Raw genomic sequence first — 510 nt, 5'->3', positions numbered from 1 at the left:
CGGTGAGCAGGGGGCGGTGTTGTCCGTCGGCGGATCGGGTGTCCCTGGGCGCGCCTTCCGATCGCCACGGCAGCAGCCTCATGGCGAGTGGTCTTACGAGTCGTGCTGGCGAGCGGTTTCTGCCAGTGGTGGGCGCCCCACCTGCTGGTGTAGGCCGGGTCGACGGCGATATCCGCGATACCCGTCTGATCCGCCATCGAGGCCAGTCGGGCGCGGAGATTGCCGGTGGGCATGCCGGAGATCAGCTGCCGGAAGCGCTTTTCGCGGCCGTGTTTCTCCCGGGTCTTCTCGGCGGCGAAGTCCAGGTCCCCTACCGCGACCGCCTTGACACCGCAGGTACGGGCCCAGTGCAGGAGGCGGGTGAGGGCGTGGCGGACCTGCGCGTCACGGTGCTGGGCGGTGCCGGTCAGGTCGCAGAAGAAGCGGCGCGGGCTGCCGGTCGGGTTGCCGTGGACGTCTAGGCCCGGACTTCGCGGGTCACCGTTTCAGGTTTGTGGCCAGTGGGTCTGT

General features: G+C 69.4%; 1 pseudogene. It reads right to left on the bottom strand.

Annotated features, from left to right (window positions below):
- Positions 1–461, bottom strand: a pseudogene (locus RB628_RS41305) (IS200/IS605 family accessory protein TnpB-related protein); the annotation flags it as partial.
- Between the last annotated feature and the right edge of the window lie 49 nt (positions 462–510).

Source organism: Streptomyces sp. ADMS (assembly GCF_033441795.1).
Classification (GTDB): Bacteria; Actinomycetota; Actinomycetes; order Streptomycetales; family Streptomycetaceae; genus Streptomyces.
This window is presented reverse-complemented; position numbering and strand designations above follow the sequence as displayed.